General features: G+C 64.9%; 31 protein-coding genes. 19 read left to right on the plus strand and 12 right to left on the minus strand.

What is annotated here, in order from left to right; genetic code table 11:
• Positions 1-39 precede the first annotated feature (39 nt).
• A complete protein-coding gene (locus BG023_RS04725; RefSeq protein WP_233993077.1) occupies positions 40-1,479 on the minus strand; it encodes an MFS transporter in 1,440 nt (479 codons plus the stop codon).
• Between the two features lie 213 nt (positions 1,480-1,692).
• Here BG023_RS04725 and BG023_RS04730 point away from each other — a divergent pair, with 213 nt between their 5' ends.
• The 3 genes from BG023_RS04730 (at position 1,693) to BG023_RS04740 (ending at position 5,075) form a co-directional block, all read left to right on the plus strand.
• The gene (locus tag BG023_RS04730) at positions 1,693-2,886 is read left to right on the plus strand and encodes an acyl-CoA dehydrogenase family protein (RefSeq protein WP_069309435.1); all 1,194 of its coding nucleotides are present in this window, start codon (positions 1,693-1,695) and stop codon (positions 2,884-2,886) included.
• A 129-nt stretch (positions 2,887-3,015) separates the two neighbouring features.
• Entirely contained in the window at positions 3,016-4,155 is a 1,140-nt protein-coding gene (locus tag BG023_RS04735) for an acyl-CoA dehydrogenase family protein (protein WP_069309436.1), read from the plus strand.
• A gap of 110 nt (positions 4,156-4,265) precedes the next feature.
• Positions 4,266-5,075, plus strand: coding sequence for an SDR family oxidoreductase (locus BG023_RS04740; protein WP_069309437.1), 810 nt, complete (start codon positions 4,266-4,268; stop codon positions 5,073-5,075).
• Positions 5,076-5,200: 125 nt separating this feature from the next.
• Here BG023_RS04740 and gmk read toward each other — a convergent pair whose 3' ends face one another.
• From gmk to BG023_RS04755, 3 genes are read right to left on the minus strand one after another with little or no spacing between them, the layout of a single operon-like run.
• Positions 5,201-5,851 (minus strand): guanylate kinase, encoded by a 651-nt coding sequence (gmk, locus tag BG023_RS04745; RefSeq protein WP_069309438.1) that lies wholly within the window; start codon positions 5,849-5,851, stop codon positions 5,201-5,203.
• Between the two features lie 41 nt (positions 5,852-5,892).
• Positions 5,893-6,294 (minus strand): hypothetical protein, encoded by a 402-nt coding sequence (locus BG023_RS04750; RefSeq protein ID WP_069309439.1) that lies wholly within the window; start codon positions 6,292-6,294, stop codon positions 5,893-5,895.
• 5 nt (positions 6,295-6,299) lie between these two features.
• Positions 6,300-6,785 carry an SspB family protein gene (locus BG023_RS04755; protein WP_069309440.1) on the minus strand — a complete coding sequence of 162 codons (486 nt, stop codon included), beginning with the start codon at positions 6,783-6,785 and terminating at the stop codon, positions 6,300-6,302.
• Positions 6,786-6,922: 137 nt separating this feature from the next.
• Between BG023_RS04755 and hisB the strand changes: the two genes are divergently transcribed.
• From hisB to pal, 13 genes are all read left to right on the plus strand, one after another.
• Positions 6,923-7,543, plus strand: coding sequence for an imidazoleglycerol-phosphate dehydratase HisB (gene hisB, locus BG023_RS04760; RefSeq protein WP_069309441.1), 621 nt, complete (start codon positions 6,923-6,925; stop codon positions 7,541-7,543).
• Positions 7,536-7,832, plus strand: coding sequence for a YciI family protein (locus BG023_RS04765; RefSeq protein WP_233993078.1), 297 nt, complete (start codon positions 7,536-7,538; stop codon positions 7,830-7,832). The genes hisB and BG023_RS04765 overlap by 8 nt, the downstream gene beginning before the upstream one ends.
• A complete protein-coding gene (hisH, locus tag BG023_RS04770) occupies positions 7,825-8,451 on the plus strand; it encodes an imidazole glycerol phosphate synthase subunit HisH (protein ID WP_069309442.1) in 627 nt (208 codons plus the stop codon). Before BG023_RS04765 ends, hisH begins: the two co-directional genes overlap by 8 nt.
• Before the next feature lie 100 nt (positions 8,452-8,551).
• On the plus strand, positions 8,552-9,283 hold the full coding sequence (gene hisA, locus BG023_RS04775) for a 1-(5-phosphoribosyl)-5-[(5-phosphoribosylamino)methylideneamino]imidazole-4-carboxamide isomerase (RefSeq protein ID WP_069309443.1): 732 nt from the start codon (positions 8,552-8,554) through the stop codon (positions 9,281-9,283).
• Complete coding sequence (gene hisF / locus BG023_RS04780) at positions 9,280-10,044, plus strand: imidazole glycerol phosphate synthase subunit HisF (RefSeq protein WP_069309444.1); 765 nt, start codon at positions 9,280-9,282, stop codon at positions 10,042-10,044. Before hisA ends, hisF begins: the two co-directional genes overlap by 4 nt.
• Before the next feature lie 14 nt (positions 10,045-10,058).
• Positions 10,059-10,373: a phosphoribosyl-ATP diphosphatase gene (locus BG023_RS04785; RefSeq protein WP_069309445.1), complete on the plus strand. Its 315-nt coding sequence runs from the start codon at positions 10,059-10,061 to the stop codon at positions 10,371-10,373.
• Complete coding sequence (locus BG023_RS04790; protein ID WP_069311135.1) at positions 10,373-10,753, plus strand: histidine triad nucleotide-binding protein; 381 nt, start codon at positions 10,373-10,375, stop codon at positions 10,751-10,753. The genes BG023_RS04785 and BG023_RS04790 overlap by 1 nt, the downstream gene beginning before the upstream one ends.
• Before the next feature lie 89 nt (positions 10,754-10,842).
• The gene (locus BG023_RS04795) at positions 10,843-11,292 is read left to right on the plus strand and encodes a YbgC/FadM family acyl-CoA thioesterase (RefSeq protein ID WP_069309446.1); all 450 of its coding nucleotides are present in this window, start codon (positions 10,843-10,845) and stop codon (positions 11,290-11,292) included.
• A 4-nt stretch (positions 11,293-11,296) separates the two neighbouring features.
• On the plus strand, positions 11,297-12,004 hold the full coding sequence (gene tolQ / locus BG023_RS04800) for a protein TolQ (protein ID WP_069309447.1): 708 nt from the start codon (positions 11,297-11,299) through the stop codon (positions 12,002-12,004).
• Complete coding sequence (locus BG023_RS04805; RefSeq protein WP_069309448.1) at positions 12,004-12,441, plus strand: ExbD/TolR family protein; 438 nt, start codon at positions 12,004-12,006, stop codon at positions 12,439-12,441. Before tolQ ends, BG023_RS04805 begins: the two co-directional genes overlap by 1 nt.
• Before the next feature lie 10 nt (positions 12,442-12,451).
• Positions 12,452-13,225, plus strand: a complete 774-nt coding sequence (locus BG023_RS04810) for a hypothetical protein (RefSeq protein ID WP_083234538.1) — start codon at positions 12,452-12,454, stop codon at positions 13,223-13,225.
• Position 13,226: 1 nt separating this feature from the next.
• The gene (gene tolB, locus BG023_RS04815; protein WP_069309449.1) at positions 13,227-14,624 is read left to right on the plus strand and encodes a Tol-Pal system beta propeller repeat protein TolB; all 1,398 of its coding nucleotides are present in this window, start codon (positions 13,227-13,229) and stop codon (positions 14,622-14,624) included.
• Positions 14,587-15,186, plus strand: a complete 600-nt coding sequence (gene pal, locus BG023_RS04820) for a peptidoglycan-associated lipoprotein (RefSeq protein ID WP_442956778.1) — start codon at positions 14,587-14,589, stop codon at positions 15,184-15,186. Before tolB ends, pal begins: the two co-directional genes overlap by 38 nt.
• Here the strand turns inward: pal and BG023_RS14855 are convergent, their stop codons facing one another.
• Positions 15,187-15,351: a hypothetical protein gene (locus BG023_RS14855; protein ID WP_190315812.1), complete on the minus strand. Its 165-nt coding sequence runs from the start codon at positions 15,349-15,351 to the stop codon at positions 15,187-15,189.
• A 180-nt stretch (positions 15,352-15,531) separates the two neighbouring features.
• Here BG023_RS14855 and BG023_RS04825 point away from each other — a divergent pair, with 180 nt between their 5' ends.
• Complete coding sequence (locus tag BG023_RS04825; RefSeq protein WP_069309450.1) at positions 15,532-16,065, plus strand: J domain-containing protein; 534 nt, start codon at positions 15,532-15,534, stop codon at positions 16,063-16,065.
• Between the two features lie 10 nt (positions 16,066-16,075).
• On the opposite strand, the gene BG023_RS04830 is transcribed toward BG023_RS04825, so the two are convergent.
• The 5 genes from BG023_RS04830 to infC form a co-directional block, all read right to left on the minus strand.
• Positions 16,076-17,713, minus strand: a complete 1,638-nt coding sequence (locus BG023_RS04830; protein ID WP_190315813.1) for a DUF1963 domain-containing protein — start codon at positions 17,711-17,713, stop codon at positions 16,076-16,078.
• Positions 17,714-17,858: 145 nt separating this feature from the next.
• The gene (locus tag BG023_RS04835; RefSeq protein WP_069309452.1) at positions 17,859-18,692 is read right to left on the minus strand and encodes an SDR family NAD(P)-dependent oxidoreductase; all 834 of its coding nucleotides are present in this window, start codon (positions 18,690-18,692) and stop codon (positions 17,859-17,861) included.
• 32 nt (positions 18,693-18,724) lie between these two features.
• Positions 18,725-20,173 (minus strand): SLC13 family permease, encoded by a 1,449-nt coding sequence (locus BG023_RS04840; protein WP_069309453.1) that lies wholly within the window; start codon positions 20,171-20,173, stop codon positions 18,725-18,727.
• A gap of 68 nt (positions 20,174-20,241) precedes the next feature.
• Complete coding sequence (locus tag BG023_RS04845) at positions 20,242-21,378, minus strand: DUF547 domain-containing protein (RefSeq protein WP_069309454.1); 1,137 nt, start codon at positions 21,376-21,378, stop codon at positions 20,242-20,244.
• Positions 21,379-21,652: 274 nt separating this feature from the next.
• Positions 21,653-22,132, minus strand: a complete 480-nt coding sequence (infC, locus tag BG023_RS04850) for a translation initiation factor IF-3 (RefSeq protein WP_017664928.1) — start codon at positions 22,130-22,132, stop codon at positions 21,653-21,655.
• A 304-nt stretch (positions 22,133-22,436) separates the two neighbouring features.
• Here infC and BG023_RS04855 point away from each other — a divergent pair, with 304 nt between their 5' ends.
• On the plus strand, positions 22,437-23,288 hold the full coding sequence (locus BG023_RS04855; RefSeq protein WP_190315814.1) for a MarR family transcriptional regulator: 852 nt from the start codon (positions 22,437-22,439) through the stop codon (positions 23,286-23,288).
• On the opposite strand, the gene pdeM is transcribed toward BG023_RS04855, so the two are convergent.
• Positions 23,285-23,980: a ligase-associated DNA damage response endonuclease PdeM gene (gene pdeM / locus BG023_RS04860; protein ID WP_150122788.1), complete on the minus strand. Its 696-nt coding sequence runs from the start codon at positions 23,978-23,980 to the stop codon at positions 23,285-23,287. The genes BG023_RS04855 and pdeM overlap by 4 nt on opposite strands.
• A 138-nt stretch (positions 23,981-24,118) precedes the next feature.
• On the opposite strand from pdeM, the gene hemF reads away from it, so the two are divergent.
• On the plus strand, positions 24,119-24,976 hold the full coding sequence (hemF, locus tag BG023_RS04865) for an oxygen-dependent coproporphyrinogen oxidase (RefSeq protein WP_069309457.1): 858 nt from the start codon (positions 24,119-24,121) through the stop codon (positions 24,974-24,976).
• 16 nt (positions 24,977-24,992) lie between these two features.
• Here hemF and BG023_RS04870 read toward each other — a convergent pair whose 3' ends face one another.
• Positions 24,993-25,886 (minus strand): glycoside hydrolase family 16 protein, encoded by an 894-nt coding sequence (locus BG023_RS04870; protein ID WP_069309458.1) that lies wholly within the window; start codon positions 25,884-25,886, stop codon positions 24,993-24,995.
• Between the last annotated feature and the right edge of the window lie 113 nt (positions 25,887-25,999).

A 25,999-nucleotide genomic window follows, 5' to 3' on the forward strand; every position in this document is an offset into this window, starting at 1 on the left:
CGGGCGACCGTGGCAGAGCCTTGGCCACCCGCCAAGCTCTCATTTGTGGGTCGCGGGCGGGTGTTCGCCGCGCAGCCTGGCCAGCCGTTCCGCATGGTCCGCCTCTCCCAAGGGAAAGCGCAGGAACACCAGCACCGCCCCGCCGATGAACAGCGCGGTGATAATCGTGAACCACAGCATCAGACGCTCGATCACGGCGGGTTCGACCATGCCCGGCGCGGCATTATCGGGAAAACCGGCCGCGCTGATCAGGATGCCGGCGGCAAAGGTGCCGATCCCGGTCACGCATTTCTGCATGAACAGATTGCCCGCGAAGAACAGCCCTTCCTCGCGGTGGCCCGTCCGCATCTCGGAATCCTCGACCACATCGGCCAGCATCGATCCCACCAGCATCATCGTGGCAACCGCGAAGGACGTGGCGAGCGTGGTAAACAGCAGGAACAGCGGCAAGGTGGCCGGAGCGCCATTGGCCGGGAACAGCCCGGCAAGGCGCAGCGCGTAAGGCGCAAGGCCGAACACCACGCCCAGCGCCGCCATCCCGGCCGCCGCGTGCTTCTTGCCCCAGCGCCGCGACACGGGCGGCGCGATCACGAAGGCGAGCGCAACGCCGACCAACAGAGTGATCGGCCAGGTCGCCAGCGCCCAGCGCGGAAACTCCCACACATAGGTCTGCATATAGGTGCTGGTCGCAAAATTGAGACCCTGGTTGGCATAGGCGAACACGCCCGCGCCCATCAGCGTCAGGAAGGCCGGGTTGCGCAATGTGCGGCCCATCGCCCGCAATTCCTCCCTCAGCGGCAGGCGCGGGGGCAGCTTGGCGGGCGGCTTTGCCAGCGCGCGATGCGTGCCCAGCGCGACGGTAAGGATCGCGGCCATCATCATGATCACGCCCGACCAGGCATAGGCATCATAGCCCTCGCGCCGCAGCAGTCCGGCGGGCTGATCCGGGGTCGGGGCAAGGAACACCGCATAGGCCAGCCACAGCAGGAAGAGCCCGCCCACCCAGCCGAACAGAAAGCGGTATCGGATCACATCGGTGCGCTCGTGATAATCCTGCGTGATTTCGGGCAGCATCGCCAGCGAGGGCACTTCGTTCAGCGCAATCGCGGTGCGCACCAGAATGGACGACAGGATCAGGTAGATCAGCGTGCCGGTCTGTCCCCAATCGGGTGGGTTCCAGAGCAGGAACCACGACAGGCCGACCGGGATGATCGAGGCATAGAGCCACGGATGCCGCCGCCCCCAGCGGGTGTTGGTGCGATCACTCAGGTGGCCGATCACCGGATCGACAAAGGCATCGATGATCAGGGCCACCATCACCGCCAGCCCTACCAGATTGGCAGGCAGGCCGATCACCTGATTGTAGAAGATCAGCAGGAAGACCGCGAAGCCATTGTCCTTGATCCCGTAGGCAATCGCCCCGGAACCATAGGCGAGCTTCATCCGGAAGGGGACCTTCGGCGCGGCGGGAAGGTTCATGCGCGGCTTGCCCTGCGGTCCTGTGCCACCTCAGCGAATCCGGCCAATTTCACTCTCCCTTTTTCAGTTTCGAACCTAGACCGATTATGCCTCCCGTCAATCGCGCCGACCTGACGCTACGGCATCAAGGCACGCGCGAAGAGCGCTTGCAGGGCTTGCTCAATTGCCACTAACGTAAGCGTCAATTGGGAGCTTGATGAGAGGAGAGTCGGCATGGCCGATCTGGAAACATTCCGCAGCGAAACCCGCGCGTGGCTGGAAGCGAACTGCCCGCCGGAAATGCGCCAGCCCGTGCGTGACGAGGACGATGTCTATTGGGGCGGCCGCCGCGCCACCTTCAAGAACGACGCGCAGAAGGCCTGGCTCGAGGCTTGCGTTGCCAAGGGCTACACCGTGCCGTCGTGGCCCAAGGAATATGGCGGCGCGGGGCTCAGCCCGGCCGAAGCCAAGGTGCTGCGCGAGGAAATGGGCCGCATCGGCGCGCGCCCGCCGCTGTCCTCTTTCGGTATCTGGATGCTCGGCCCGGCGCTGCTGCACTTCGGCACCGAAGGCCAGAAGCAGCGCTTCCTCAATGAAATCGCGCGCGGCGAAATCCGCTGGTGCCAGGGCTATTCGGAACCGGGTTCGGGTTCGGACCTCGTCTCCTTGCAGACCTACGGCGAAGACAAGGGCGATCACTGGGTGGTGAACGGCCAGAAGATCTGGACCTCCTACGCCGATCACGCTGACTGGATTTTCTGCCTTGTCCGCACCGACAAGGAGAACAAGTACGGCGGCATCACCTTCATGCTCTACGACATGGCGAGCGAAGGGGTGACGACCAAGCCGATCAAGCTGATCAGCGGCAATTCGCCCTTCTGCGAAACCTTCTTCGACAATGTGAAGGTGCCCAAGTCCTACGGCGATGATGTGCCCGCCTATGTCGGCACCATCAACCGCGGCTGGGATGTTGCCAAGTATCTGCTCGGCCACGAACGCGAGATGATTTCGGGCGCGGATGGCGGGGATCGCACCGCCGGGATCGGCGCGGCGATGAAGCGCCATGCCGCGCGGCTCGGCGACGAGCTTGATCCGGTGCTGCGCGCCGAACTCGCGATGTTCGATGTCGATGCGCTGGCCTATACCGCGATGGGCGAGAAGTTCCTCGACGAGATCAAGGTCGGCAAGGCGCACCCCGCGCAGCCGAACATGATGAAATATGCCGGCACCGAGCTGAACAAGCGCCGCCACGAACTGGTGATGGCGGTCGGCGGTTCGCGCAGCCTCGAGTGGGAAAGCGAAGCGACCGAGGGCGGCAAGCCTTCGCGCAGCTGGCTGCGGACCAAGGCCAACTCGATCGAAGGCGGCACCTCGGAAGTCATGCTCAACGTGATTTCCAAGCGCATCCTTGATCTGCCGGGGGCGTAAGAGAGCAATCAACCAACCCAGTCCCGGGCTTGATCCGGGACCCCGCTGCCTTTTTGCCAAGAGCAAGAAAGCGGGGCCCCGGGTCAAGCCCGGGGCGGGGTGAACAGAATTTCGGGAGAGGGAAAACCAATGCCCCTGTATCACAACGAAGATCAGGCGATGCTCGCCGACACCGCGGCCGGTTTCATGGCCGAAGAAGGCAATATCGCCAAGCAGCTGCGCCACTGGCGCGACCGCAATTGCAAGGACGGTTTCGGCCACGGCCTGTGGAAGCAGATGGCCGAAATGGGCTTCACCGGCATGCTGGTGGACGAGGCTGACGGCGGGCTCGGCATGGGCCATGTCGAAGCCGGGATCGTGCTCGAGGAAATCGGCCGCAACCTCACACCTTCGCCGTTCCTGACCTCCTCGGTGCTGGCCGCGACTGCGCTGAAGCACGGCTCGAACGACCTCAAGGGCCGCTACCTCCCTGGCCTTATCGCGGGCGACTCTGTGTTTGCCGTGGCGATCGACGAGACCGCCAAGCACCGCCCGCAGCGCATCACCACCCGCGCCGAAAAATCGGGCAACGGCTTCCGCCTGACGGGCGCCAAGAGCTTCGTCATTCAGGGTGCCAGTTCCGACATGATCGTGGTCGCCGCGCGCACCAGCGGATCGGACGAGGATGCTGACGGGATCACCCTGTTCGCCGTCCCCAAGGACGCGGCCGGGATGAGCCATGACGCGGTGCGGCTGGTCGATAGCTCGATGGCGACCCACACGAAGTTCGACGGCGTGGAGCTCGATGGCGATGCCGTGATCGGCGAGATCGACGGCGGGCGCGCCGTGCTCGATGCCATGCTGCTCGCAGGCCGTGTCGGCGCGGCGGCGGAAGGCGTGGGCGTTGCCCGCGGGGCGATGGACATGACCGTCACCTACCTCAAGCAGCGCAAGCAGTTCGGCAAGCTGATCGGCGAGTTCCAGGCGCTCCAGCACCGCGCCAGCCACCTCTATTCCGAAGTCGAGATCGCCCGCGCTGTCACCATCAAGGCGCAGCAACTGCTCGATGCCGGCGCGCCGAGCGCCGAGCTGATGGCGAGCGTTGCCAAGGCCAAGGTCGCCAAGACCGCGCGCCTCGCGGTGCAGGAAGGCGTGCAGATGCACGGCGGCATCGGCATGACCGACGAATACGACATCGGCCTCTACATGAAGCGCGACCGTGCGCTGGCCGAATTCCTGGGCGATGCCTATTACCACGCCAACCGCGTGGCCGAATTGAGTGGATACTAGACGAACATCGTCTCCCCGGACTTGATCCGGGGTCCCGCTTCCTTCTCGCGGCGGGGAACAAGGCAGCGGGATCCCGGGTCAAGCCCGGGAAGACGTAAGAGGTTTTCTTTATGGACATTCAATCACTTTTCAGCCTTGAAGGCCGCATTGCGCTTGTCACCGGTGGCAGCCGCGGGATCGGCAAGATGTTCGTCGAAGGCCTGCTCGCAGCGGGCTGTGCGCGGGTCTACATCTCGGCGCGCAAGATCGAGCAGATGCAGGCGACCATTGAAGAATTCGGCGCCGACAAGGTCATCGGCATCCCCGCCGATCTCAGCCAGATGGACGGCATGGTGGCGCTCGCCAACGAAATGAAGGCGCGCGAGACTCGGCTCGATATCCTCATCAACAACGCCGGCGCGGCGTGGGGGCAGCCTTACCTCGAGTTCTCGGAAGCCGGCTGGCACCGGACGATGGACTTGAACGTCAAGACGCCGTTTTTCCTCACCCAGAAGCTGCATGACCTGCTGGTCGAAGGCGGCAAGCACGGCCATCCGGCCAAGGTGATCCACGTTTCGTCGATTGACGGACAGCGGATCAACCCGTGGGAGACCTATGCCTATCAGGCTTCCAAGGCGGGCGTGATCCAGCTGACCCGGCGCATGGCCGCGCGGCTGATCCAGGACAATATCGTCGTCACCTCGATCGCGCCGGGGGCGTTCCCCTCGGAGATGAACAAGGCGGCGAAGGATGCGCCCGATACCTCGGCCGCGGGCATCCCGGCCAAGCGCATCGGCACGGCCGAGGACATGGCGGCCGCCGCGATCTACCTGTGCAGCCGCGCGGGCGATTACGTGGTGGGCGAGACGCTGACGGTCGATGGCGGCGTGGTCAACGCCCACCTGCCGAGCCACTTCGCCGATCCTTCGGGCGGGCATTGATCAGAGGGGACAGGCGGGGGTCAGGCTCGGCTAGACCCCCCTTAGGCCCCCTCTAGACCCCGAAATCGTGCCCTACAGGGCAATGTTCCACGTGGAACATTGCCGGCAAGGGGGGGCTTACGGCGTTACGCCATCAACCCGCGCACAAACGGGATCAGCCCGGTCTGGCGGGCGCGCTTCATGCGTTCGGCATCAAGGATCGCGCGGACCTTGTCGAAGCAAACTTCGACATCATCATTGACGATGACATAGTCATAGCCGTCCCAGTGGCTGATCTCGGCGCGGGCGCGTTCCATGCGCGCGGCGATCACCTCGGCGCTGTCGGTGGCGCGGTTCTGGAGGCGGCGGTGCAGTTCCTCGATCGAGGGCGGCAAGATGAACACCCGCACCACATCCTGCTGATCTTTCTGGTAAAGTTGCTGCGTGCCCTGCCAGTCGATATCGAACAGGAAGTCCTGCCCTTCTTTCAGCGCCGCACGGATGCGGCCTTTGGGCGTGCCATAGCGGTGGCCGAACACCTCGGCCCATTCGTAGAAATCGTCCTCGTCGATCATCCGCTGGAACTCGTCCGCGGAGACGAAGTGGTAATGCACACCGTCGATTTCGCCGGGACGCGGCGGGCGGGTGGTGGCCGAGACCGACAGCCTGATCTCGCTATCCCGTTCCAGCAGCATCCGCGACAAGGTGGTCTTCCCCGCGCCCGAGGGCGAGGAGAGAACGAACATCAGTCCCCGTCGGTGGAGATGGTCGGCAGAAGTGTGTGAGGTGTCGCCCATAGGTCCCGTTGCACCATCAGGGGCGCACAAATCAAGAGGGGCTAGGCTTGCGGCTCGTCCGGCTTGGCCTTCGCCTTGCGCGCGCGGCGCCGCAATTCGATCTGCTTGCCGCGATCATAGAGCACCTTGGCCGCCAGCCCCCCCGCCACCACCGCAAGCCCCAGTGGGGAGCGGCGGGCGAGGCGGCTTGCACCCAGCAGGGCGGCACTGCTCACCAGCGAGCGGCCATCGACCAGCCGCTCCGCCTTGGCGCTGTCATAGGATTTGACCAGCATCCCCTTTTCCATCCGGTCGCGGATGAAACCGCCCGCGGCGCGCAGGACGATGTCGGCAATGATGAGATTGGTAGCAGCGCTAGGGCTGGGGAGCGGCACGCCGCCCGGGCCGGCCGGCGTTTCGGCCTCGTCGGTTTTGCCCTTGATGGCCCGCTTGCCCCGCGCCATCGCGCCTATTTCTTGCGGCCGAAATCGATCGTGACGACGTTCGAGCCGTCGCCGTCCCCGTCACCATCGGGGCCATCGTTTTCGGCGTCCTCGTGCGCTTCGGGCTCCAGCTCCTCGACAGCGGCCTGGAATTGCAGCCCGAAATCGACCGCCGGATCGACGAAGGCCGTGATCGCGGCAAAGGGAATCACCAGCTTGGCCGGCACCTGGTTGAAGGTCAGGCTGACCGAGAAGCTTTGCGGCCCGACCTCGAGATCCCAGAACTTGTTCTGGAGCACGATGGTCATTTCATCGGGGAAGCGTTCGCGCAGATGCGGCGGGATGTTGACCCCCGGTGCCCCCGTCTTGAAGGTGATGTAGAAGTGGTGCGCGCCCGGCAGCGTGCTTCCGCTGCTGACGATCGAACCGAGTACCCGGCCGACCACGGCGCGCAGGGCTTCCTGCACGATCTCGTCGTAGGGGATCAGGCTATCGGGCGTATCGCTGGACATGACATGCAAAATGGTGACGGGGCGCGCGGGCTTGGTCAAGCCTTTACCGCTCCACCTCGCGGCTTTGGCAGGGGATAGCGCGGCGATGCAGCGGGGGCGCTTGTCACCGCCGCCGAGAGGGCTATAGCGCAGGGCCTATGGCCAGCACCCCCGCCCAAACCCCTCCGCGCACCGGCTCGGTTGAGCGCAATACGACCGAGACCAAGATCGCCATCGCCGTCAATCTTGACGGGACGGGCGCCTATGATGTCAGCACGGGCATCGGGTTTCTCGATCACATGGTCGAACAGTTCAGCCGTCACTCGCTGATCGACGTGACGATGAAGGTGGAGGGCGACCTCCATGTCGACCAGCACCACACCACCGAGGATTCGGCGATCGCGCTGGGGCAGGCGATCACGCAGGCGCTCGGCGACAAGGCTGGGATCGGGCGCTACGGCGCGGCGTACTCGCCGATGGACGAGACGCTGAGCCGCGTAGCGCTCGACATTTCCGGGCGCCCCTTCCTCGTTTGGAAGGCCAAGTTCACGCAGGAACGGCTGGGCGAATGGGATACCGAGCTGATCGAGCACTGGTTCCACTCGGTTTCGCAAGCCGCCGGCATCACGCTCCACATGGAACTGCTCTACGGCAGCAATAACCACCACATCTGCGAGAGCCTCTACAAGGGCTTCGCCCGCGCGATGCGGCAAGCGGTGGAACGTGATCCGCGCAAAGGCGGCGCGATCCCGAGCACCAAAGGGCAGCTGGGTGGCTAGAATCTTCATCGCTTCGCTGACCTATGTCGCGGCGATCGAGCGGATCGACGCGGTGCTTGCGGACCACCTTGCATGGCTGAAGGCAGGGCACGAGGCCGGGCACTTCCTCGCCTGGGGGCCGCGCGAGCCGCGTGACGGCGGGCTGATCTTCGTGAAGGCGGCAAGCCGCGCCGAGGCCGAATCGCTGCTGTCGAGTGATCCCTTCATCACCGAGGGGTTGGCCGATCTCGCCATCATCCAGTGGACCCCGCGCATGGCGTTCCCGGGGCTAGAGGCGTTCAATGCCTGAGGTGATCGCGCTCGTGGACTACGGCGCGGGCAACCTCCACTCGGTTCACAATGCACTGAAGGCGGCGGGGGCCGAAGTCACCGTTACCGCCGATCCTTACGTCGTGCGCGCGGCGGACAGGATCGTGCTGCCCGGTGTCGGCAGCTTCAAGGCCTGCGCCGAGGGGCTGGGTGCCATCCCCGGCATGATCGAGGCGATGAAGGAGCGCGTCCATATCGGCGGCGCGCCGTTCCTCGGTATCTGCGTGGGGATGCAGCTCCTCGCGGACCGCGGGCTTGAACATGGCGAAACCCCCGGGCTTGGCTGGGTGCCGGGCGAGGTGCGGCTGATCCAGCCATCCGACGCGAGCATCAAGGTGCCGCACATGGGCTGGAACGATGTCGCGATCCTGCCCCATGCCAGAGATCTTGCCGTGATCGAGGAGGGCGAGGCCTATTTCCTCCACTCCTATCACTTCGCCGCCACCGATCCGCACCATGTCGCCGCCATGACCGACCACGGCGAGGGCCTGGTCGCCGCCGTTGCGCGCGACAACATCATCGGCGTGCAGTTTCACCCGGAGAAGAGCCAGGCCTATGGGCTGGCGACACTCGAAAGGTTTCTCGCATGGTATCCGTAATCGGGAGTTGTGCGTTCCTGCGTAAGCAGGAAGCCATCAGAGCGCAGTTCCAGCAGACGCTGGGCTCCTGCTTTCGCAGGAGCGCACAGGAGACAAAGGCGTGATCATCTTCCCCGCCATCGACCTCAAGGGCGGCCAGGTCGTGCGCCTTGCCGAAGGCGATATGGACCGCGCCACGATCTACGGCGATGATCCCGCCGCGCAGGCGATGATCTTTGCCGAGGCTGGCGCGGAGCACCTCCACGTGGTCGATCTCGACGGCAGCTTCGCGGGCGAAAGCCGCAACCGCGCGGCGGTTGAGGCGATTGTTGCCGCCTTTCCCGGCTATGTGCAGCTTGGCGGCGGTATCCGCGATGCCAAGGCCGTGGAGGGCTGGTTTAACCTCGGCGTGGCGCGGGTGGTGATGGGCTCGGCGGCGCTCAAGAACCCCGAATTCGTGAAAGACATGGCCCGCGAGTGGGAGAACGGCATCGTCGTCGCGGTGGACGCGCGCGACGGGATGGTCGCCACCGAGGGCTGGGCGGAAGTCTCCGACGTCCCTGTCACCGACCTTGCCCGCCGGTTCGAGGATGCAGGCGTCGCCTCGCTGCTGTTCACCGATATCGGGCGCGACGGCTTGCTGAAGGGCGTGAACATCGAAGCGACGGTAGACCTTGCCCGCCGCGTCGACATTCCAGTGATCGCCAGCGGCGGGGTGAAGGGGCTGGACGACATTCACATCCTCTCGCTCCACGCGCACGAGGGGATCGAAGGGGTGATTACCGGACGCGCGCTCTACGAAGGGCGGCTTGATCTGGCAGCGGCGATCGCGATGGGGGCGCGGGCGCAATGACCGTCCGCATCCGCGTCATCCCCTGTCTCGACGTCGCCGATGGCCGTGTGGTCAAGGGCGTCAATTTCGTCGACCTCAAGGACGCGGGCGATCCGGTGGAGCAGGCGCGCGCCTATGATGCGGCGGGCGCGGACGAGCTGTGCTTCCTCGATATTTCCGCTAGCCACGAAGGGCGCGGGACGCTGCTCGATATGGTGCGGCGCACGGCGGAGGTATGTTTCATGCCGCTGACCGTCGGCGGGGGCGTGCGCTCTGCCGAGGACGCGCGCGCGCTGCTGCTGGCGGGTGCGGACAAGGTCGCGGTGAACAGCGCGGCCGTCGCCCGTCCCGAACTGGTGGGCGAGATTGCCGAACGCTTCGGCAGCCAGTGCGTCGTCGCCAGTGTCGATGCGCGGCAGACGCCTCGGGGCAATTGGGAAATCTTCACTCACGGCGGCCGCAAGCCGACGGGCATCGACGCGGTCGAATATGCGCGGAAGGTCGCCGATCTGGGGGCGGGCGAATTGCTCGTCACATCGATGGACGGCGACGGGACGCAACGGGGCTATGACCTCGATCTCACCCGCGAGATCGCCGACTCTGTCAGCGTGCCGGTGATCGCGAGCGGCGGGGTGGGTAGTCTCGAGCATCTGGTCGACGGGGTCACCAAGGGCCACGCCAGCGCTGTGCTTGCCGCCAGCATCTTCCACTTCGGCCACCACACCATCGCAGAGGCTCACGCGGCTCTGCGCGCGGCGGGCTTGCCCGCGCGCGGGGTTTGACCGAAAAGGCCCGCATGGACACCCTCACCCGCCTCGAAGCGACCATCGCCCAGCGCCTCACCGCTTCGCCGGAGGAAAGCTATGTCGCCAAGCTCCATGCCAAGGGGCTGGCGAAGATCGCCCAGAAACTCGGCGAGGAAGCGACCGAGGCGGTGATCGCCGCGCTTGCTGGGGACGAACAGGAACTCGTCGGCGAGGCGGCCGATGTGATCTTCCACCTGATGGTGCTGCTCGCTGAAAAGGGCGTGTCTTTCGAGAAGGTGCTTGCCGAGCTTGACCGGCGCGAGGGCACTTCGGGCATCGCCGAGAAAGCCGCACGGAGCGAATGATGCCGATCGACCCAACCCTCCCCTATGATGACAACAATATCTTCGCGAAGATCCTGCGCGGGGAAATCCCGTCGCGGAAGGTCTACGAGGACGACTGGGCCTTCGCCTTCGAGGATATCAACCCGCAGGCCGAAGTGCACACGCTGGTAGTGCCCAAGGGGCGCTATGTCAGCTGGGACGATTTCTCGGCCAAGGCTTCCGATGCAGAGATCGGCGGCTTTGTGCGCGCGGTGGGGGAAGTGGCGCGGATGAAGGGTCTGGTCGAGCCGGGCTATCGCCTGCTCGCCAATATCGGGCAGCATGGCGGGCAGGAAGTGCCGCACCTTCACGTCCATATCTTCGGCGGACAGCCCCTGGGACCGATGATCTCGCGGCGTTAATCGCGGGCAGGACTCGTTTCACCGCCGTTCAGCGACAAATCGCAACACCTGCCTTTGCAGCGAATCCCCGCTGCGCTAGGTGGCAAGACATGACCTCTCCCAATCCCCCGGGCGGCATCCTCGATGGTGCGCGGCATCTTTATGCCGTGCGCGTCTATTACGAGGACACCGATCTGTCGGGGATCACTTACCACGCCAATTACCTGCGCTGGTTCGAACGCGCGCGGTCCGATCTGCTGCGCCTGCTGGGGATCGACCAGCGCGCCGCGATCGAGGCGGGCGAGGGTGCCTATGCGCTGTCCGAGGTGAACCTTCGATACCTGCGTCCGGCCAAGCTTGATGACGATGTGGTGATCGAGACCCGGTGCACCGAACTCGGCGCGGCCTCGTGCCGGATGCACCAGATTGCGCGCCGCGGTGAGGAAATGCTGTGCGAAGCCCACCTCAGGGTTGGCTTTATCACCTTGGATGGCCGCCCGCGCCGTCAGCCCGCCGAATGGCGCGCCGCTTTCCAGACTTTCATGAACAAGGACACCTGACCCCGTGACGCTCGCCCTGCTCAGCGCCGCCGCTGCCGCCCCTGCCGCCACCCGGCTCGATCCGGTGGAGCTGTTCCTCCAGGCCGATATCATCGTGCAGGCGGTGATGCTCGGCCTGATCCTCGCCAGCATCTGGGTGTGGATGATCATCGTCAGCTTCTCGATGCGGATCGGCGACCTTTCCAAGAAATCGCGCGCTTACGAGGCCGAGTTCTGGGACCAGCGCGATCAGGAAGGCTTGCTCACCAAGCAGGCGCGCAAGGAAATCCCCTCGGCCCGCGTCGCGGCGGCGGGGCTCGACGAATGGCGCAAGTCGACCGCCAAGCAGCCGGTGGACCGCGATGCCACCCGCCAGCGCATCGGCGCGGCAATGGACAGCCAGATCGCCGAAGAGGCCGACGAGCTCGCCGGGCGGCTGAACTTCCTCGCGACAGTCGGCTCGGTCGCGCCGTTTGTCGGCCTGTTCGGCACGGTGTGGGGGATCATGAACTCGTTCTTCCAGATCGGCGCGCAGCAGAGCGCCTCGCTCGCCGTGGTCGCCCCCGGCATTGCCGAAGCGCTGTTTGCAACCGCCATCGGCCTGTTCGCCGCAATCCCCGCCGTTATCGCCTATAACCGCTTCGGCGGGGCGGTGGACCGTTACGAAGCGGGGCTCCAGCGCTTTGCCGACAAGCTCCACACCGGCCTCAGCCGCGAGTTGGACCGCGCGTAATGGGGATGGGTGTCTCCTCCCGCCGCAAGGGCAAGCGTGGCCGCCGCGCGGCGATGGCGGAGATCAACGTCACCCCGCTGGTCGACGTGATGCTGGTGCTGCTGATTATCTTCATGGTGACGGTGACGCTGCCTGCCGTCGGCGTGCCGATCGAACTGCCCGAAAGCCGCGCCGCGCCGGTCGAAGAGCAGCCCGATCAGGTCACCATCTCGATCGACCGTGCGGGTGTCATCTATATCGAGGAAACCCCGGTGCGCGAAGGCGGGCTGGCCGATGCGCTGGCCATGCTCAATCGCGGGGGCGAGCCGCCGCTGATCGTGCTGCGCGGCGACCGCAGCCTCGATTATGGCCGGGTGATGCGGGTGATGGGCGAGCTGGGCCGCGCGGGCTTCACCTCGATCTCGCTGGTCACCGATGGTTCAGTTTCGGCCCCATAGTCCAGACGGCATGGTGGAAGCGCGCGCCTTTTCCAGAGAGGAGAAAGTCGGCCTCGGGGTCGCTATCGTGCTGCATGGCGCGCTGGTGGCGGTGCTGCTGATGCAGGCGGTGCGCTCGGATGTCTCGGTCTTTCCCGAGCGGATGACGGTGAGCCTTGCCACCGAAGTCGGGCTGGAGGCCGCCGCGCCCGATCCTGTCGCCCAAAGCCGCGCCGCGATTGCGCCGACTCTGGCCGAACAGCCCGCGCCCGCGCCCGAGCAGGTCAAAACCCCGCCGCAGCGCACTGCCGCAAACCAGCCCGCCCCGAACCGCGACCGCTCGCGCCCCGACCGCGCCCAGCCCAGCCCGACTCCGAACAAGGCGAGTGAAAAGGGCGGCGGCAGCCGGATCGGGGATGATTTCCTCGCCGGGAGTGGTTCGTCGACTGCGACGCAGGAAACACGCGCGCCGGCGGCGAAGTTCGGCAATGCGGAGCGGGCCGCGCTGTTTGCCGCGATCACCCGCCAGATCCGCCCGCACTGGCAGGGGCAGGCTCCATCCGGGGTCGACGCCGAGAAACTAGAAGCGATCGTCAACTGGGAACTCAATCTCGATGGCTCGATTAAGGGGCGTCCACGCTGCAAGGTCGTTCAAGCGAGCATTACCACCAGCAATCAGCCGCAAGCCGGGATATACTGCGAACGTGCGATCCGTGCGGTCCAACTCGCCGCTCCGTTCAAACTGCCCGAGCAATTTTACGACCGGTGGAAGTCGCTCGAATGGGAATTCAACCGAAGGCTCTGACATGACAATCAAGTCCCTCCTCCTTCTCACCGCCGCGCTGTTTGCCGCGCCGCTTGCCGCGCAGGATCTCGGTGCGCCGATCGGCGACGATCAGCCAGTGGAAAGCGTCGCAGTCGAGGGCGAAGATAGCGGCCCGCTGCGCGGCACAGTCACCGACGAAAGCGCATGGTCGGATATCGGCATCGCCATTCCCGCCTTCGCCACCGACCGCGATCGTCCGACGCCGGCCAATGCCGCGGGCACGGCGGCGCTGGGGCGTGAAGTGGCGCGGGTGATCACCGCCAACCTGCGCAACAACGGCCTGTTCAAGCCGGTCGGGCCGGACAGCCTGCCGCAGCCCGGTTTCGGCCAGATCACCGCCCCTGCCTTCGGCACGTGGAGCGGGCAGGGGGCCGAGATGCTGGTGCACGGCTATGTCCGCGCGCGTGATGACGGGCGGCTGGTGGTTAGCTGCTACCTTTACGACGTCGCGCTCCAGAACGAGCTGGTGCGCGAAGGCTGGGTGGTGGGCCCGGCCGACTGGCGGCGCGCGGCGCACAAGTGCTCCGACCTCATCTTCTCGCGTCTGACCGGCGAAAGCCCGTTCTTCGACAGCCGCATCGCCTATATCGCCGAAACCGGGCCGAAGGATCGTCGCGTGAAGCGCCTAGCGGTGATGGATAGCGACGGCGCGAACCACCGCTTCCTGACGCTCGGCAGCGCCACCGCGCTGACCCCGCGCTATTCGCCCGACTATTCGAAGATCCTCTACCTCTCTTACGTCGACGGCAATCCGCGCATCTATGTCTATGACATCGGCAGCGGCAAGCAGACGCTGGTGACCGAGAACAAGAACCCGACGCTCGCCCCGCGCTGGTCGCCTGATGGCAAGTATATCCTCTATTCGATGGCGGTGGGCGGCAATACCGAGATCTACCGCGTGCCCGCCACGGGCGGCGCGAGCATCAAGCTAACCGACAATCCGGGGATCGACGTGGGTGGGTCATACTCGCCCGATGGCAGCAAGATCGTGTTCGAAAGCGACCGTTCGGGCAGCCAGCAGTGCTACATCATGGATGCCGACGGGAAGAACCAGAAGCGCATCAGCTTCTTCGGCGGGCGTTGCGCCACGCCCGAATGGAGCCCGCGCGGCGACCAGATCGCCTTCACCCGCATCGCCGGCGATTTCAACGTCGCGGTGATGAACACCGGCGGCGGCAATATGCGCGTGCTGACCAATGGCTGGCAGGACGAGGCCCCGACCTGGGCGCCCAACGGCCGCATCATCCAGTTCTTCCGCACCGAAAAGAACTCCGGGCGTTCGGGCATCTGGCAGGTCGATCTGACCGGTCAGAACGAACGCCGCCTGCCCACACCGGTCGATGCCTCCGATCCGGCATGGGGTCCGATCCGCCCCTGACACTTACGCCCGCCACTATGACAAGCCGAAAGGAAAACCCCATGAACACCAAGCTTGCCACGATCCTGCTGCTGGCTTCGGCCTCGACCCTCGCGGCCTGCGCCAAGAAGGCCCCGAGCAGCTGCCCCCGCCGCCGGAAACCGCGCCGACCGAGACCTACACCCCGACCCCGACGCCGACCCAGAGCGGCCCGGCTGTGGGCACCCAGGCGCACTTCGCCGCCGCTGTCGGTTCCTCGACCACGGTCTATTTCGACACCGATCGCTACAATATCGATTCGGTCGATGCCGCTGCGCTCCAGTCGCAGGCGCAGTATTTCGCGCGCTTTCCGCAGGTGACCTTCACCATCGAAGGCCATGCTGACGAACGCGGCACGCGCGAATACAACCTCGCACTGGGTGAACGCCGCGCGACGGCCGCCAAGAACTACCTCGTCAGCCTTGGCATCGAGGCAAGCCGCATTGCGGTGGTGAGCTACGGCAAGGAGCGCCCGGTGGCGCTCGCGTCGGATGAAGCCGCGTGGGCGCAGAACCGCCGCGCCGCGTCGGTCATCATCAACTGATCAGTCGGAGAGCAGGCCGGGTGCAAGCTCGGCCTGCACCGCATAGGGCGAGGCCTCGACGGACGGGGCATCGTAGCCCGCCAGATCGCGTGCGCTGGAGACCACGCACAGTCCCGCCAGTGCAAGCACCGAGAACATGCTGGAAAGGGTCAACTGCTGGCTCATCACGCGGGTCTTTCATGGGTCGGCATGGCATGGGCCGAACCGGGTTGTCGCAATGCAACATTTCACATTGCAACTGGTTCCCGCATTCTCACCGCTTCCCATGTCGCACCACTACGCCTAGATTGACCGCCTGATGCCATCGACCAACGACATGCTGCCCGATTCCGCGGGACCTGGGCTGTGAGCCGCGCCAAGCGCTCGCTTGACTGGGGCTTTCCGCGCTGGCGGGCCTATGGTTCCTCGCAGGAGGCAACCCAGGTCCGCATCTGCGATCGGCATGGCTGCGACGAACCGGGCAATTGCCCCGCGCCCAAGGCACCCAACAGCCGCGACCGGTGGTATTTCTGCCAGAAGCACGCCGCTGAATACAATTCGCGGTGGGATTACTTCGAAGGTCTCGAACAGGCCGAGAAGGAAGAACGCGCCCGCGCCGAACGTGCCGAGAATGCCGGTTATGCGGAAGCGGCGCACTACGGCTGGGCTGGATCGGGTGATGGCTCGCGCTCGGCCGACGAGATGCGCGCGCTCGACGTGCTGGGGCTGGAAGCCGATGCCGATTTCAACACAGTCAAGAAGGCCTACCGCGCCCGCGCCAAGGAAGTGCACCCGGACGTAAAGCCGGGCGATGCCGAGGCCGCCAAGCAGTTCCAGCTGATCCAGACCGCCTACGAAGTCCTGCGCTCCGCCGAAGAGCGGCGCGAATGGCGGGGCTGATCGCTCTCGGCTAGTATCCGCTCAGCACCGACTTGACCATATCGAACCGGCCCGCGGCAAGATCATCGGGCGTGATCAGATATTGCAGCACGCCTTCGCCGAAGTGATGCTCCGGTCCTGAACAATTGGTCAGTTCGAGCAGTAGCAGGTGATCGTCGACCAGTTCCTCGACATAGCCCTGCACATAGCTCGGCGGGCCGAACATATGCGCGGGGGTGGGGGCATGGACGTTGCGGACCCGCTTCAGCTCGCCTGCGTCCTGACGCGCGCGCCATTCCTCGTATCCGCCCGGCTTGGAATGATCGGGGCCTTCGTCAGCCATGTATTCGCTGGCGAGAGCATGGACCTGCATCGCCTTGTCGATCCATTCCTCCGGAACCCGATCCAGCGCCTTGCTGTCGACCCCGAGACTGAGATTGACCGCGCGCACGACCAGCCCGTCGAACCCGAACCGCAGCAGAGCCTTGCGTTCCTCGACCCAGCGCCACACGTCATCGGCGATCTGCTGGTCGATGGGTGTGCCGACCGGCCGCTGGCAACCGAGCGCGAACAGCTCTTTCGCTTCGTCATGCCACATGGCGAAGCGTGCGCTGCGTTCCTCCTCCGAGAGGTCGGGCAAGAGGAGTTTGGTGATTTGCGGTCTGGGGTTGCGGGTCTCGTCCAGAATTGCAGCGGCCAGCACCCGGATCGCGCCGAAATCGTGGGGGAAGGCGGGGAAGGGGCGGGCGAATTCGGGCCTCGGCGCGTCGATGTCGCGGATCGGGCCGCCGTCATCGCCGCCCGCCTTCTGCACTGCGAGCAGCGGCTCGGCCGCCCACTTGTCACCCCAGAACAGCCGCTCGCCTTCCTCCTCGTCCAGCTCGACGGTGGGATAGTCAAAGGCGACCGGCGCGAACGGCAGGCGCGGCAGGATGCGCGGCACGTGATCGGCGGCGTTGTCGACCAGATTGGAGCAGCCGCTCATCTGGTAGGCGCCGTTGGTGCCGAACAGCGGACGGGCATCGGCGGGCACCGCGATCGGCTCCCAGCAATCGGTCGGCCCGGCATGGTGCAGGAAGCAATGGCCCTGCCCGCCTTCGTCGCTTTCGCCCCAATCGAGATCGAGAAAGCAGTAGAGCACGCCGTTGGCCGGAAGCAGTCCGGTCACAGCCTGCGCGGCAAGCTGCGCGCAGTCCCACTGCATCACGAAGCTGAGCGGCTTGCCCTCGGTCCCGCGCGAGCGAGGCCATGCGAAACCGGCGGGGCCAATCGGCTCACCGCCATAGAAGGACAGGCCGTCCGCACCCGGCCCCTTGGGCTTCAGCGGGCGGAACACGATCGGGCGCCAGCGTGCGGCCTCGATTGCGGGCGGGAGCAGACCTTCATGCGGAGGCGGGGGTGCGTTGTCCTCAATGATCTTCTGGAGAAACGTGGCGGCATCCATGCCGGCCAACGGGTTGGCCGCCGGCTGGGGCGCAGCACTCTCCGGCGCGCTTGCCTCGCTCAGCAAGCCGCCCGCTGTCCGGCGGCGCCCGAACCCGCTAGTGCGATCCGGCTCGGGCAACGGGAGTTCCTCGTCAGTGCGTGTGTCCGATGCGCGGTCGCGCTTTTTCGACGATGCGTTCGCCAGCCCCCAGATGCCTCGGACCACGGCGAAGACCAAGGCCACCGACATGATGACCGAAGCAAAAATGAACTTGTCCGCAAAACTGTCCGGCAACATGGCGCAACCCCGCTCCTGACGACCATCTGGCCTGATGGCGCAATAGCATGAGCGTGGCGCAGGATACTCAATTTCAGGTTAAGACCCGCGTTCAGCGCGGCCCCGCAAACCCCTTGTCCGTGGAATTGATCTGCGGATCGGGGTTGTCGTTCCACCACGGCACGTCGGTCCACGGACGCACGTCGATCTCGTGGCTCCAGCAATTGCGCGGCTGGTGGGCGAGGTGCCAGTAGGTTTCGGCAAGGGCTGCCGGGTCGATGATACCTTCGTGGCCCTTGTTCGCCTTGAAGGCATCGTATTTTTCGCCCAGCAGCTTGCCCAGCGTGTCGGGCGCATCGACCGGGCCATCGACGATCACGTGGGCGACGTGGATCCCTTGGGGCGCGAATTCGGCGTTGAGCGTCTGGCACAGCATCCGCCGCCCGCCCATCGCCGCCGCGTGGCTGTGCTGCCCCGCATTGCCGCGCACCGCCGCTGTCGCCGAGGTGACGAGCAGCGTGCCGTGCGGGCCACCGTCCCGCGCCCGTTCGACCATCGCCGGGAACAGCGCGTGGGCAAGGCGGAACACCCCGTAGGTGCCGAGACGCCAGCCGAGTTCGAATATCCGGTGCGGGGTCTGGTCAAGCGCGCGGTTCCCGATCTGCGCGCCGAGATTGTAAAGCGCGGCGTGGATTGGGCCGATGTCGCGCTCGGTGCGTTCCACCAGTTCTTCGATCGCGCCGTCTTCGGCCGCATTGAGCAAGGTGCCGCTGGCCGATCCGCCTGCTGCCTCGATCTGGCCGACCATGCGCGCAAGGCCAGCCTCGTCAGAACGGCGCGCCATGACCGCGTGATAGCCCCCTGCGGCAAAGCGCATCGCGGCATTCCCGCCGATTCCGGCGCCGGCACCGATCACGAGAAACACAGGCTTGCGGCTGTCGGTCATTCCATTTTCCTCTCGGTTGGCGCGGTGCCCGTTTAGGTCAGCGCCGCAATCCCCCATACCACGCCGACGATCAGTAAGATGCCGGCCACGTCCAGCAGTGCGCCCGCAGCAACGACCTTCTCGATCCGGATACGTCCCGTTGCCCAGGCGATGGCGTTTGGCCCGGTTCCGGCGGGTAGCATAAAGCCCCAGCTTGCCGCGAGGGCCGCTGGCAGGGCGAGCAAGACCGGATCAGCGCCAAGCGCGACCACCAGCGACGCTACCACCGGGACGATCCCGGTCGCGGTGGCGACATTGCTCGCAAACTCGGTCACCACGATCACTAGCGCCACCACCGCCACGGCGACCAGCACCAGCGGCCAGCTTTCAAGCGGCAGCAGCGCCTGCCCGACCCATCCGGCAAGGCCCGAGGCCTGCATCCCCGCCGCCAGCGCCAGCCCGCCGCCGAACATGAAGATAACGCTCCACGGCGCGCGGTCGGCCTCCTGCCACACCAGCAGCGGGCGTCCCGTGCCATCGGGCAGCAGGAACAGCGACAGCGCGGCAATCACCGCGATTGTACCGTCGGTCCACGATCCGGCGGGCAGCATGGGCGCGACGACCGGCTGGCTGACCCAGGCGATGAAGGTCAGGAAGAAAAGCGGCACAAGGCGCTTTTCCGGTGTGGTCCAACCGGTCTGGCTAGCGATGGCGGCGCGCGCGGCGGCCAGATCGAACGGATGCGCCTCCACTTGCTGCACTCGCGCCACGATCCACGCGGCCAGCGGCACGCTGAGCAGCACCAACGGCACGCCGTAGAGCGACCATTGCAGGAAGGTGATCCGCACGCCCGCGATCTCGTCAAGCAGGCCGACTGCGATCGCGTTGGTGGGGGAGCCGACGATGGTGCCCAGCCCGCCGATGCTGGCGGCAAAGGCGATGCCCATCGGCAAAGCGCCGAAAATGCCGTCCTGTCGCACCGCGCCTTGTTCCGTCCCGTCGCTATCCCCGCCTTCGAGCACTGCGAGCGCCATCGGCATCATGATCAGCGCGGTCGAGGTGTTCGAGATGAACATCGAGAGCAGACCGGCCGAAATCATGAAGGCAAGCAACAGCCGGGTCGGCCCGCCATCCGCCCCGACCAGCCGCAGAATTGCAAGGCTCAAGCGGCGGTGTAGTCCGGTGCGCTCGATCGCCAGCGCGATGAACGCGCCGCCCAGCAGCAGGAACAGGATCGGCGAGTAATAGGTCGCCGCCGTTGCCTCGGCACTGGATACGCCTGAGAGCGGCAGAACGATGAAGGGAAGCAGCGCGGTTACGGCCAGCGGAACCGCCTCGGTCATCCACCAGGCGGCCATCCACATGACAAGACCAGCGACCAGCCATGCCCCCGAGGGCATTCCGGCCGGAGCATCGATCATAGCCGTGAGCGCGAAAGCCAACGGCCCAAGCACAAAGCCGATACGGCTTGCCGTCAATCCTTGTTCTGTGACCCCAGCCATAGGCGGGGCGTATCAGCCCAATGGCGATACCTGCAAGCCCGCTGAATCGATCCGCGCTGGGCCGATGCTTATTCGACTTCGTCGGTTTCCTTGTCCGCAGGATCGCCGGGCAGGGCGATGTTGCTGAAGGTCACTGTGCCGGTGCGGCCCTCGCGAATGATTTCCTGGAACTTGGTTTCGCGCTCGCGCAGGAGGGCCGCCATGCTCTGGGGGATGCGGAAGCTTACCGCCTGCCCGTTCGAGGTGATGTTCGAATAGGTCGGCTCACGCACGCCGCCTTCGAGGTCGGCGATGTCGTGTTCGGAAATGCTCGGATCAACGCCGGTCGTCTTGGCCAGCAGGCCGGTGGTGGCCTCATCGGCAAAGCGGGTGAGGTGCGCGCGCACGTCGGTTTCGAACGCGGGGAAGAAGAACGGGGCGGCTTCGCGGTAGTGCTCGGACACCTGCAGCGTGCCGCCAAGTTCCTGCGTGCCGCGCAGCGAGTTGACGAAATCGGCCGCGCCGCGGGCGAGCAGGCGGCCGACGTTATCGGCGTTGAAGGCCTCGCGCTGGAGCGAAGGCCCGCCGATCTCGCCGCGCCAGAAGCCATACATCACCACCGGATCCTTCCAATAGCGGTAGACGATCTTCTCGCGGATATCGTGCGGGGACAGCTTGATACCTTCCACCGTGATGAAGCGCGCATCGTCGAGCGGGACGCCGTCGATCATGATCTCGCGCGGCTGGCGTACGGGCCAGGCGTTGGCAATCTGCTCAACCATCGCGACGTTGTGCAGGTTGATCCAGAAGGCGAGCTGTTCGTTGCGGCTAAGCGACTGAATATCCACCTTGTCAGCGGTCGCCTCGAGATCCTTGCGGTATTCGGTGAAGCTCGCGATCACGTCGGCATCGAGGAAGCTGAACATCACCCGCGTGCCTTCGAGCCGGTAGCGCGAGACATGGCCGTACTGGCGGCGGGTGCCGAAGCTGGGATCGGGGCGCGGGGCGCCTTCGCGCAAGCTAGGCCCCATCGAGATGACGATGCTCTTCATCGCTTCGTCCCAGATCGAATAGTCGATCCCGTCCTTGTTGGGCGTGCCGGATGGGGCGAAGGTCGCCAGATCCGGGGTCGCCGCAGAGGTCTGGGCGGCGGCAGGGACGGTGCCGAGCAGCATCGCGCCGGCAAGCAGGGCCGGGCGGGCGAGAACGCGGGGCAGGGTCATCATGGGCACAATGTTTCCCGTGGAACATCCCCCAAACGGGGGGCTGGAGGGGGTCAAGAACAGTCTAGGGGCAGGCAAGACGAGCCTGAGCCCCACCTGCCATTGTCTGTTTTCAATAGCATGAACCGCCCAAACGGAGTTGTCGGCAATCGGTTTCCGTCAGCACTTGGTCGAGCCTCGACGTTGCTCGTCGTTCGGCAAGCACCTCAGACCGCAACGCAAAAGGGGCGGACCAACCGATCCGCCCCCTTGCATGTTCGAGCCTTGCGGCGCGCGCTTACTTGGGCGCGAGCACCATCAGCATCTGGCGGCCTTCGAGGCGCGGGAAGGCTTCGACCTTGGCGACCTCGGCCACATCTTCCTGAACCTTCTTCAAGAGGTCCATGCCGAGATGCTGGTGCGCCATTTCGCGCCCGCGGAAGCGCAGGGTGATCTTCACCTTGTCGCCATGTTCGATGAACTTGGTCACGTTGCGCATCTTCACGTCATAATCATGCGTGTCGATGTTCGGACGCATCTTCACTTCCTTGATGTCCTGCGTCTTCTGCGTCTTGCGCGCGAGGTTCGCCTTTTTCTGCGCCTCGTAGCGATACTTGCCGACATCGAGGAACTTGCACACCGGCGGGTCCGCGTTGGGGGACACTTCGACCAGGTTCAGGCCCTTTTCATTGGCCTGCTCGATCGCTTCGCGGGTGTACATCACGCCAAGGTTTTCGCCTTCGTCATCAATGACGCGGACCTTGGGGACGTTGATCATGTTATCAAATCGAGGGCCACTTTTGATGGGCGGGGCCAATGAGCGCCGGGGTGGACGTGATATGGGGTGTTCTCCTGTCGTAGCTATCTGCTGGGCGCTCCTTAGAGCGAAACGGCGGCGAGCGCCAGAGAGAGTCTTGCGACGGATCGCGTGATCTTTGCTCCCCAAAATGGAGCAATCCTCAGAAGTCGGCCCATCTCGCCGACCTTCAGAAATTATCAGGTTTCTGGCGAAGCGGAGCCAACATATTGGCCTGACCCAAGCGAGTATGTCTCAAAATGAGACGGATCAACAGGGTTCATTGATGGCTGAATACGGCATGAAGGCTCCACCTCTCGAGGATCAAAGAGAAGAATCCAAACGCCTGCTCTTCGCACTTTTGGCGGGGTCAATTTCCGATGACATGGTCGCCGAAACGGCAAAGGTCCCTGAGGCAGCAGTGCGCGCAATCAGGAAGGCGGCTGCCTTGGCGGTGTCGGCCGATCCCGGCCAATTTGCGGACCTTATCTCGGACATCGGCGAGTGGAGGGAATTGTCTAGACAGTCCCCGCTCTTGTTCGATGGTCCTTCAATCCCGCATAGTTCCGACAGCCATCTTATCGTCGGCCCCTCTCATAGCGTTGCCGATCGCCCAGCAAGTGACTCCGACGGAATAACGCGCAGCCGGTTGGAAGCAGTCTCTAGGGGGATGTCGCCTTCGGCCATGCGAACGCTCGCAGGCAAGTTGATGAGGCTGGCTGACTCGATTGATCAAAAGTGGGAGCCCACCTCGGCCCGAGCCATGTATCATCGCAAGACCCAGGCCGGGAAAATCGAACGAAACGCGTTACATCTTGCTAGGACTGCCATACGCGTGCGCGAGTTAGGCCGCAGGCGTGAGCGATACCTGCCGCCGGAACTGCTGGGGGAGCCAGCATGGCAAATGCTGATCGAACTTTTTGTTCAATTCGCGGGTGGAGCGAAGGTTTCGACAAAGAGCCTCTGCATCATCTCGGGCATTCCTGATACCACCGCTCTGCGGCTGATCGACAAGCTTGACGAGGCTGGACTGATCAAGCGGACCTCGTCGCAGGCAGACAAGCGCGTCACGCTGGTGGAGTTGACCCGCGAAGGGGTTGTCGCGGTTGGCAATGCCCTGATGGATATCGATTGCTAGGCGGCCGCCTGCCACAGCGGGAAGCGGGCTATGCGGCCCCTGGCGGGCATTAGCGCTTCTATCCGGTGGGCAGGTTGCAGGGCGCTGAGGATTTCGGGTGCGCCTGCGTCCATCCCGCCGGTGAGCGTGCCGAACGCGGGCAGGATCATGCGTTCCGCTCCGCCCGCGCTCCGCCCGAGCACCGCGCAAGGCCGGGCAATATGGCGGTTGCGCACATTTACCCGCAGCTTGGGGTGATAATGGCCCGAGAGTTCGGGCGCGGTCTCTCCGGCGCGGGCTTCGTGGCGCAGGATCATGCCGCCCAGTTCCAGTTCGGGCACAATCGTCCCGCCGAAGCCCTTGGGCAGCTGTTCGTCGTGATTGCCGGTGATCCACACCCAGTCGAGCGCGCGGGTGAGCGCCTCGAGCATTCCGGTGCAATGCGCGTCCAATCGCAAGGCGCCGGCATCATCGTGGAAATTGTCGCCCAGCGTGATCACCCGCCGCGCGCCCGTCTGCCGCACGGCATCGGCGATGCGTTCCAGCGTGTCGCGGCTGTCATAGGGCGGCAGCATCGAACCCCGCGCCGCATACCAGCTGGCCTTTTCCAGATGCAGGTCGGCCACCAGCAGCGCGCGTTCGGCGGGCCAATAGAGCGCGCGTCCTGCCCCGAGGGCGAGCTCGTGTCCGGCGAACGGAAAAGGGGCGAACATAGCGGGAACCATAGCGTGTCATTGCCTGCAATCATCCGCCTTGGCAACTGCCCCGGCAGGTCGAGAGCACAGGCAAGGCAGGGGGTTGTGCGACGCGCTGGCTCGCCTATGGTATGCAGAAATGACGGACGGGGATGTATGACTGACTGGACACCGCACACGGCGAAGGCGCGCACGTGGTTCGAACATCTGCGCGATCTGATCTGCGCCGAGTTCGAGGCGATCGAGCGCGAAGCAGGGTCTGACGCCGCCTTCCAGTACACCGCGTGGAACCGCGAGGAGGAAGGCAATCCCGATCCCGGCGGCGGGGTGCAAGGCCTGATGAAGGGCAAGGTGTTCGAAAAGGTCGGGGTCAACGTCTCGACCGTGCGCGGCAGCTTCGCCAAGGAATTCGCCGGATCGATCAATGGCGCAAGTGCGGAGAACCCGGGCTTTATCGCGACCGGCATTTCTCTGGTGGCGCACATGAGCAACCCGCACGTGCCCGCGGTGCATATGAACACCCGCTTCCTCACCACCACCAAGGCGTGGTTCGGCGGCGGGGCGGACCTCAATCCGCCGCTGCCCTATGAGGAAGACACGCAGGAATTCCACGCCGCCATGCGCGCGGCCTGCGATCCGCACAACGAGACCTATTACGAACGCTATTCCAAGTGGGCGGAGGAGTATTTCTACATCCCCCACCGTCAGGTCCATCGCGGGGTGGGCGGGCTGTTCTGCGACCATCTCGAATGCACCGATGACGCTTCGTGGGAGCGCAACTTCGCCTTCATCCAGGATATCGGAAAGCAGTTCCTCGCAGCCTTCCCGGCGATCGTGCGCAAGCGCATGAACACGCCCTTCGATGCAGCGGACGAAGCGCAGATGTTCGAATACCGGGGCCGCTATGCCGAGTTCAACCTCGTCTATGACCGCGGCACGATCTTCGGCCTGAAGACCGGCGGCAATATCGACGCTATCCTGATGAGCCTGCCGCCGCGCGCGACGTGGTCATAAGGCGCGGCGCGGCTGATCACTTGGTGCCGAGCGGCTCGTAAACCCGCACCCAATCGACATACATCGCGACCTTGCCGGCCTTGATCTGATCCACCGTCGCTCGCGGCAGGCCCTTGTACGGCTTGGCGATGCCGCTGGTCTTGTAAGGATAGATCCCGCCCAGCGCGAAATTGAGGATCAGGTGCTTGGGCGTGTCGAAGCGCCATTTACCGTAGAACTCGACCATCGGCCGGGTCGCGCGGTAGATCAGCCGCCCGTCGAGTTCGAACAGGATGGCATCTTTCGTCCATTCGATCGCATAGGTGTGCCACGCGGTCGCGTCGGTGCCATCGAAGAAGTGCTTGTTCACCATCGGGGTTTCGCCCGAATAGCCCGGCCCGTGCAGCGCGACGCCGATCCAGTCCGGTTCGCCGACAGATTCCATGATGTCGATCTCGCCCGTGTCGGGCCACTGGCCATTGCCCAGCATCCAGAACGCGGGCCACACGCCTTCGGCATCGGGCAGCTTGATGCGCGCCTCGACCCGGCCATAGGTGAATTCGGCCTTCCCGAGCGAATTGATCCGGCCCGAGATGAAGTCGGCCTTGCGGCTTTTCAGCGTGTCGACGCCCGGACGATAGACCGGTCGCAGCACGAGCGCGCCGCCATCAGCGCCTGCGATATCGTCTGCGAACTGCACAGTGTCAGGGCTGTCGAGATAGGCCTGCTGTTCTTCGTTGACCCAGAAATCCATGCCGACGACGTTCCAATGGTCGCGATCGAGCGCGCCTGCATTGAACTCGTCGGCGAACACCAGCTTGCGTGCCTCGGCAGGGGGCGATGGAGGGGCATCGTGCGCCAGCGCCGCAACCGGCATGAGCAGGATGGCGGCCATCAGAGCGAGCTTCGGATCGATACAACGCATTTTCATGTCTCCGCCGGTTGTTCAGCGTCCTAGCAGGAAGCCGCGCAGCAATCACCTTGATGCAGACGAATTCAAACAAGCCCATTTCGCGCTTGCTGTGCGCCGCCGGGGGCCACATA

The sequence above is a fragment of the Porphyrobacter sp. LM 6 genome, from assembly GCF_001720465.1.
GTDB lineage: Bacteria > Pseudomonadota > Alphaproteobacteria > Sphingomonadales > Sphingomonadaceae > Erythrobacter.